Origin of the sequence: Amycolatopsis sp. NPDC059027, assembly GCF_042739735.1 — a bacterium.
Taxonomy (GTDB): Bacteria; Actinomycetota; Actinomycetes; order Mycobacteriales; family Pseudonocardiaceae; genus Amycolatopsis.
In genome coordinates, this window is record NZ_JBHYIK010000026.1 from 52,931 (window position 1) to 60,490 (window position 7,560).

7 protein-coding genes are annotated in these 7,560 nt (G+C 67.0%); 2 read left to right on the plus strand and 5 right to left on the minus strand.

Annotated features, from left to right (window positions below; genetic code table 11):
• Positions 1 to 160 precede the first annotated feature (160 nt).
• Together ACFWY9_RS19615 and ACFWY9_RS19620 are read right to left on the minus strand one after the other, a co-directional pair.
• Complete coding sequence (locus tag ACFWY9_RS19615; RefSeq protein ID WP_378339459.1) at positions 161 to 1,855, minus strand: hypothetical protein; 1,695 nt, start codon at positions 1,853 to 1,855, stop codon at positions 161 to 163.
• Complete coding sequence (locus ACFWY9_RS19620; protein WP_378339460.1) at positions 1,852 to 2,745, minus strand: hypothetical protein; 894 nt, start codon at positions 2,743 to 2,745, stop codon at positions 1,852 to 1,854. The genes ACFWY9_RS19615 and ACFWY9_RS19620 overlap by 4 nt, the downstream gene beginning before the upstream one ends.
• Before the next feature lie 72 nt (positions 2,746 to 2,817).
• On the opposite strand from ACFWY9_RS19620, the gene ACFWY9_RS19625 reads away from it, so the two are divergent.
• The gene (locus ACFWY9_RS19625; RefSeq protein WP_378339461.1) at positions 2,818 to 3,183 is read left to right on the plus strand and encodes a helix-turn-helix domain-containing protein; all 366 of its coding nucleotides are present in this window, start codon (positions 2,818 to 2,820) and stop codon (positions 3,181 to 3,183) included.
• A gap of 162 nt (positions 3,184 to 3,345) precedes the next feature.
• On the opposite strand, the gene ACFWY9_RS19630 is transcribed toward ACFWY9_RS19625, so the two are convergent.
• Both ACFWY9_RS19630 and ACFWY9_RS19635 read right to left on the minus strand, forming a co-directional pair.
• Positions 3,346 to 4,080, minus strand: coding sequence for a hypothetical protein (locus tag ACFWY9_RS19630; RefSeq protein WP_378339462.1), 735 nt, complete (start codon positions 4,078 to 4,080; stop codon positions 3,346 to 3,348).
• A gap of 901 nt (positions 4,081 to 4,981) precedes the next feature.
• Positions 4,982 to 5,428 (minus strand): hypothetical protein, encoded by a 447-nt coding sequence (locus ACFWY9_RS19635; RefSeq protein WP_378339463.1) that lies wholly within the window; start codon positions 5,426 to 5,428, stop codon positions 4,982 to 4,984.
• 114 nt (positions 5,429 to 5,542) lie between these two features.
• Here ACFWY9_RS19635 and ACFWY9_RS19640 point away from each other — a divergent pair, with 114 nt between their 5' ends.
• Positions 5,543 to 6,244, plus strand: coding sequence for a hypothetical protein (locus ACFWY9_RS19640; RefSeq protein WP_378339464.1), 702 nt, complete (start codon positions 5,543 to 5,545; stop codon positions 6,242 to 6,244).
• On the opposite strand, the gene ACFWY9_RS19645 is transcribed toward ACFWY9_RS19640, so the two are convergent.
• A complete protein-coding gene (locus tag ACFWY9_RS19645) occupies positions 6,153 to 7,274 on the minus strand; it encodes a hypothetical protein (RefSeq protein WP_378339465.1) in 1,122 nt (373 codons plus the stop codon). The two genes, ACFWY9_RS19640 and ACFWY9_RS19645, sit on opposite strands and share 92 nt — an antisense overlap.
• Positions 7,275 to 7,560 lie beyond the last annotated feature (286 nt).

Below are 7,560 nucleotides of genomic sequence, written 5' to 3' on the forward strand. Positions count from 1 at the left end.
GGGGGCCCCCCCCCAACCCCCCCCGCGGTCCCCCTCTTTGGGGCGGGTGGGGGGGCGTTTGGTCCGGGGCCCGGCCCCCCCCCCGGCCCCCCTTCACTGCTTTCTGGGGTCTGTGTGCGGAGGCGGTTGGGTGTTCGCGCGGGTCAGTGCGGTGAGCGCCTCAGTTCGCTTCGGGTTTCCAGTCGGTCAGCGGCCGGGTTGCTCGTCGGCGTCGCCGTCGTCGAGGTGGTGTCGCGGGGTCGGCCGGGTGAGTGTGTCGCCAGTGGGCGCGTTTGCGCAGGTTCGAGGCGGCGAGCTGGAACCCGACGAGGAAGTGGACCGCCGCGATGCCGCGGATCCGGCGGCATCCGGCCGATTCGAGGTTGGTGTTGGTCGGGTCTTTGAGGTAGCCGTTCGTGCCCTCGATCCCGTTGCGCAGCGTGTGATAGGCCCTGTCCCATTCCGGGCTCTCGAACGGCAACGCCTGGCCGTGCTTCGCCCCGGCCTCCGGCGGGATCGTCACCGACTGCTGCGCGCAGACCACCGGCGGCTCGACCGGGCTCGCCGCGGGGACCACGGTGGGTTTGGCGGTGAACCGCATCGACGACTTCTTCAGCGGACAGCGAACGGTCGGTTGTGTCCCGGCGGCGGGGCAGAGCATCCGCTGGTGTCCCTCGTTGTCAGGGTGCGCTTTCGGACGAAGTTCGTAGGCCCGGCGGGCAACCAGGCGTTGCCGCCAGGTGCGCTCGTCGATCTGCTCGCCGCGGAACTCGGCGGTGGTGTCGGTGAGGGTGGCGGGCATGTGTGGGCAGTGCCACCGTCCCTCGACCTGGACTGCGCCGGCGTGCTCGGCCTGGATGCCGAGCTGGTCGTCGCGGTAGTCGAACAGCAGCCCGAACCCCAGTGCCCCGGTCGGGAGCTGGAACGTGTCCGGTTCACTGTTGTTATAGGCACGATCCCCAGCGAGCATCCCGGTCGGCCACCCGTCCGCGACGGCGTGTTTGAGCACGTCGGTCGCGGCGCCGCCGGGGCGGTGCCCAGGACGTTCGAGGGTGTAGCCGCCGACCAGGACCGGTGGTGCGATCCGGTCGTCGACCGGATGGGTCGAGCCGTTGACCAGCAGCGTGGCCTCGTAGCCGAACAGCTCCTTCACGATCTTCTTCTTCGCCTTGCCCGAAGTACTCGCGCCGGGACGGGGTTTCTCCGTGATGGAGCGGAGGTAGAGCCCGGCGTCGGGGTCGGCCGAGGTCGTTCCGGACTGGCGGGACGGTTTGCGTGCGTTGGCTCGGATCGGGGTCGCGTCCACGCAACTGCCGGTCGCCGGATAGGACCGCAGAACTTCCAGCATCCCGGCCCAGCTCGGAGCGAGTACCCGATGACCCACCCAATCCCGCAGTGTGCGGAGTTCGGCCTGCTCGCCCAAGGTCATCGGGCGCAGGCGGGCAGCGAGTTCGTCCTCGGACAGCTTCCGGTTCTTCGGGTTCGGCGAGTCGTCGAACACGGTGATCATCGCGTGGAACAACCGGCGGATGACCGCGTAGGAGGCCTCCACCGAGTCGGCGGTCAACACCCGCTCCCCGATGCCGAGCAGTCGGCGGGACCGGGGCGTGATGCGGTGGTGCAGCAGCATGTTCACCCCGGTCAGCAGCACGGTCCGGTCGGTCACCGCAGTCAGCAACAGCCCGACCAGCAGCGCCTCGACCGTGATGGTGCGGGGCCGGCCGGCGGGGCTGCGCCGTCGCCGGGCCAGCGCGGTGGTGAAGAACTCGACCAGGCCAGTGTCGGCGATGTAGCTGCGGGCGCGGTCGAGTTCGGCGTCCGGAACGGGAACGAGCTCGTCGCCGAGCACGCTCTCCGCGGCGGCCGCGGCATTCACGCTCGCTCGCGCAGGTGCCGTTCGGCCCGCTGTGCCCCGACCTGCGGCAGGTGCGGCAGCAACCGGTCCAGACTCGAGAGGCCGTCCAGTCCGGCGGCGGCGACCAGCACCGGCAACGGCGTCCCCGCGGCCAGGTGCTCGGCGAGCCAGGTGTCGCGCATCCGAGCGACCTTGACCGGCGGGGTGGTGGGACTGCGATGAGCCCGCCCCAGCAGGTTCGACACCAGGTTCTTCGCCCGGACAGTCTTGGGACGGAACAGGAATTCGCTCTCTACGTCCGCGAGTTGTCCTGCCAGGGCCTGTTCCCAGCGCTGGCAGCAAACCACCAGCCGTGCCCGCCGCCCCAGGATCTCGATCACGACCGCGCCGTTGCCGACGACCCGGACCTGGCCCGCGCGCAGGGCGATGACCTCCTCGGTCGACAACCCGCAGCCCAGCCCCAGGGTCAGCAGCAGGATGCAGGCGGTGCGCAGCCCGTCAGTGGGCTGCGACCTCGCCCACGACCACAGACTGGCCTGCTCACCCGAGGTGTAGGGGCGGGCGGTGTCCGACGCGGACAACGGGATAGGTATCGCGCCGTCGACCCCGTGGACCGCGTCGGACAGCCTCCGCAGGCGAGCCCGGTAGGTCGCGCGGGTGTGCGAGGACAGCCCGGAACAGCCCAGGTCCAGAAACCAGTCGATGGTGCTCGCGTCCAGCCATGTCCGCGCGTCGATGATCCCGTGCCCGTCGCAGAACATCGCCAGCCTGGCCACGACCGACATCAGCTCGGCCGCGTCGTAGGGCAGCCCGGGCCCGGCCTGACTGACCAGAGCACGCACCCGGTCGCAGACCCGGTCCCAGGCTGGTGGCGTGTCGCGCGGGACGAAGGTCGCGATCCGTCGCTGCACCGCTCTCCTCGGGACATAGACTCCAGGAGCGGCCATGCTATTGGAATAGCAGCCTTGTGGAGGGTGGGCTGAATGGGTACTACTCGCCGGTCCCACGCGCCCCGCAGCCACGTCGTGTCCGGCGACTGGCCTCATGCCGACCTCGACGGAGACCACGCCGCGACGATCGCGCAAGGCATCTCCGCGCGGCTGGCTCGGCTGCTGGCCGAACAAGGAAGAAGCCTCAACGCGGTCAGCAAAGCCGCGGCCGTCAACAGGCAGACGATCGTTAACATCGTCGAAGGCCGGGTCTGGCCGACCATCGCGGTACTGGCCGACCTGGAACGAGCGCTCGGGATCTCGTTCGCACTGGACCCGGCCTTGTGGCCAGGAGGAAACAGCATGGATGCGAGCCTTTCGGGGCGGGCGGACACGACACGACAAGCCCCGAACGAGTGAAAAAGCAGCAGACGGACGCAGAGGTCCGCTAGCGTGCGAGCACGACGAGGCCCGAGAGGTCTCGAACAACCCGGTTTCCTGGCAAGGTGGTGGGTCGTTCGAGGTGAGGGTGTTGTCGACCGGCCGCCACCGAGCGATGTGTTCGGTGGCGGCCTTCTTGCGCTACGCCATACCCACCTGCCGATCATCGGCAGCGGTCAGAGCGGTCACGACGGCGGAGGGGCGGGGTGGCCAATAGCGGCCGGCACCGTCGGCGACAGCCTCACCGCAGTGCGCCATGTCCTGCATCAGCGCCCGCACGAAGTCGGGGTTCGCGTGGCTTATTGCTGCGGCCATCTCCTCGGGGAGCCAGCCCTGGTGGGGTTTCAGGTTCAATAGAAGCCCGATCCGCTCGCGCGGCGCGCCCTCTTCACGGTCGTGCCGCTCCTGTGCGGGCGAGGTCGCTCGGACAGGAGCAGGAACCGCGGGCGGATCGAACCGGAACTTCCCCTTGGATACCCCGGTAATTTTGCCCTGTCTCTTCAGCCGCCCCAGGCGATCACTGATCTGAACCCGCGTCGCGCCCGGGAACTCCGCAAGCACATCGCGCGTGGTCACCACCTCGCCCGCGCGGGCCTTCACCACCTGATAGACATCCTCGATAGGCGCTTCATTGTCCGCGTCGTCACGACGCGTCTTGTGCGACGCCTCGGCAGCGGTGAACGGCCGATCGGTATCGGGCCTGGCCTGACCCGCCTCGCCGGACGCTCCGACGGGGTCGTCTGCCCCAGACGACATACCCAGGTCATTGAGGATCTCATCTAACAAGGCCTGCAGACTGCGGTACCGGTCCGCCTCGCGCTGCACGCGCTCCAGCTCGGCCGCCAGAGCAGCAACACGCTGCTCCGAGGCGTCCAACAACGACTTCACCCTGGCGGCCAACGCCGCATCTATGGGCTGTCTGGTCCCTGACACGCGATGAAAACTACGGTATGCAGCCCTCACACGCGGCCCCAACAGCACGCGCCACGCGCGAATCACCCAGTCAGGTACCGAGCGAACCCATAACCGAACTAGCCACGAAGACGCTCGGGGCAGGCCCCAGATCACAGACCTGCCAGTAGCCCGTCTGGCACGGGCAGCCAAGCTCCTGACTGCCCGCCCTCCTCCGGACGCCGACGGAACTCACCGTCTCAGAAAGGGAGCGATGGACCTGCCACCGACACCTACCGGAGTCGACGCAGGTTGAACTCCAGCGCCTGCGTCGCGGTGGCAACGATCGTCGTCAGGTTCTGCGGCGGCTGCTGCGCTCTCCAAAGCCTGTTCCGTGATCGCCCTCGTCCCATCGCATGCGATCGAGGAGCTTGCCTGCTAGCTCCTTGGAATACGCCAGCACGTCCGTCTGCTTCATCCGATGAAGAGCGCCAGCACAAACGTCGAACAGCGCGGTGCCATGTTGACCTTCTCGGATCTCACGTACTCTGTGCCCGGACCACGGGCTATCGGCCTGATCAGCGCCGAGTCGAAGCTGGTGGACGTCGATGTCAACTCCCACATCGCGGCAGTATCCGGTCCAGCGGGGCACCCTTGCGGGGGACGACGGCGAGTGCAGGTCGCGTCTAAGACCAGTCCTCACGTTGTCCGGGGTGGCGGTCAGAGTCTCGGCAACAGTCGCCTTCGAACCTAGGGAACAAGCAGCAGACAGCGCGGACTTGTATCCACCCAGTGCCCGCCTTCGCTTTAGGCAGCGGATTCTGCCGGCAACCTGAGTGGCATCGGGAAGGATCAAAAATCGCCACCAGGGCTAGCGTGCAGTTATTTAATCGTGCAGCGTTGCAGGTGCTGTGATGGTGCTCAACGCGCTGTCGTACGCGGCCAACGTGGTGGCGAGGTGTTCGAGCTGTTCGCGGTGAGCCTTGGCCGACGCCTCGGCGTGGCGTGCAGCAGTCAACGCGGCCTGCAGGTTGCTGTGCGCAGCTGCACGCAGATCCCGCGCAATTGCGCGCAGTGTTTCGAGGTCGACGGTGCTCTTAGACAGACCGTCGGCTGCGGCTGCTGACCTGGTCCGCGCGTGTTCCCGATCAAGAATTTTCCGCGCGGCTGGCAGGTGCGCGTTCACTTCGCAGAATTCAAGAAGCTGCGACCAGAGAAACCCGTCTTGCCCGTTAGGAAGCCTTGTCGCCACAAGGGGCGGGTTGCGTCGTGCCCAGCCACGCACGGTGTTCGGCGACACGCCGGCAAGCCGCCCTACCTCTGCGGCCGTCATAGGCCGGTGTGCTGCAGAGCGCGGACTGTCCACGTGGCGATCGTAACGTGATGGATTGCGTTTAACTGCGTTTCAATGTCGCGCAACTGCGCGCAAACATGCGAAGCTCACCTCGTGCGCGCTGGCCTGCTGACAGACTCCAAGGACGTCCTGGCACTGACGGGACTCGCGGGGTGCGAGGTCGTGCCAGACGCGGCGGCGGTCAGCGGGGGTTCCGGCGACGCGGTCGTCGAGATCGACTGGAACGAGCACCAGCGGCGGTTAGCGGCCGGTTTTGTCGGCATCACCGACTTGCCGTTGCTGGATCGGCTGTTGACTTTGCCCTACGGCGAACCCATCCTGCGGCGGGACCTGTCACCGCGGGATAGCTCAGCGTTCTGTGCCGCCCCGGCGGCCGCCGTCGAGACGTCCGAGACTTGTGTGCGGCGTGTGCTGAAACCGGTTGTGCGGGTCAGCCTCGTCGTGGTCCGCGACACGACCTGGCGGGTGGGACTGCGCAGGGCAGCTGCCTTCGAACCGTTCGCGCAACGGGTTCTGCTGCTGCCTTCCCGGCCCCAGCGACTGGACCACAAGATCTGGGAAGCCGACTGCCTCGGCGTCGGTGTATGGGTTATGGATGGCGACCAGATTCAGCAACTCGTAGCTCCCGCGCCCTGGAAGCAGCACTACGTCAAGGCCGCAGGCTGGCGGTTCACCGAGCGGGTCTACACCATCTGGCGCGCAGCTACAGCCACGCTCCGTCCGGGGTCGTGCGGCGACGTCCGGGGTCGTCCAGCTCGACAAGCTGCCGCAGAACCAGATCAGCTTCCATTCTGACGCCCGCCGGTCGAAGCATCGCGTGAGCTTCGAATCCGCCGAGTCGTTGCTCCGCCAGCCATCCGGCCCGCTCAGTGTCGGCAACCTGTCGCATCTCGGTGAGCACGCCCAGCCAGGCGTGGACGTTGTGGCTCAACACCGCGTGCTTCTCGTCATCGCTGTTGCCAAACGAGTCCAACGCGCGACCGCCGCACGCAGCGCACACCGGCGACCGGCTGTTGGCGTACCAGTCCGCATACGTGCTCGGGCTTCGCTGCTCCCACAAGTCTCGAAGGAACAACCCGGGAACCCAATCACGAGCGTTGCCACCGCCTCCGTTGTCGCCGGGCCGACGAGGACGTCGCTGGCCACCGGTGATACCGATCGCGCTCATGTGCGCGCCATGGACCGGAGCGTCCAGGCCAACCAAGGCGTCCACGCCGAGCAACATCGAACCGGGCACCGCCTTGGTCAGGGCCCGCAGGGCAGCGGCCCTTCCACGCCTGTTGAACGGTGGTTGATTTGATGCGAATACGAACCCCACAGGCTGACGCCTAGCTGATGTCAACTGGACGAACGTCGCGAAATACTGGGGATCAAGCATTGCCGCGTCCGTCGCCACGAGCGTCACGATTGTCGGCAAACTCGCCTCTTCCCCGGCGTTGAGGACAGCCTTCAACGCCGGCCAATCACCGGCCCGCACGAACCTCGACGGCGTCAATACCGCAGTCGCACCGGCTCGCAGGACAGGATCGGCCCACTCATCAAGTGTGATAGCAGGAAGCAGGCCGCTGTCATCCGCCAGATCAGTCGGAGCGTCTACCGAGGCAAACCTGTCTGCCCAACTGCGCACATCAACCACAATCGGTGCTCCGTACCCGGCGCTACGCAACTGACGAGTCAGACCAATCCCGCTTGGCTTCGCCACAACCAAACCACTTGCAGGATGCGAGCCGGTCGCCGTGACCGCTGCAGAGCAGTGGGCCTCATCTACGTAGGCGAGCACACGGCCCGCGAGCATGGCAGGTGGCTGAGTCACCAACTGGTTCACCGGATCACCCCGATCTGTGTCGTTACCATGGTGACCCATCAGGCACCGTCCATTATCATTGACACGCCGGAAGTGCAACATTTCGACGGATGAATCTCATCTCCCAGCTCGCTGGGAAATGATCTTGATTAGCGTGGGATTGATGCCATCAGGTCGGGCTGTTCCTGCAGGTAGAGCCTTTTCGTCGGCAGCCCACGCTGTTCAGGGCCCCCCGGGGGAGCCACGGGGCCCGTACACTTTTGAGCACACACCAGGCGGGGGGGGGGCGCCGCCCCCCCCCCCCCCC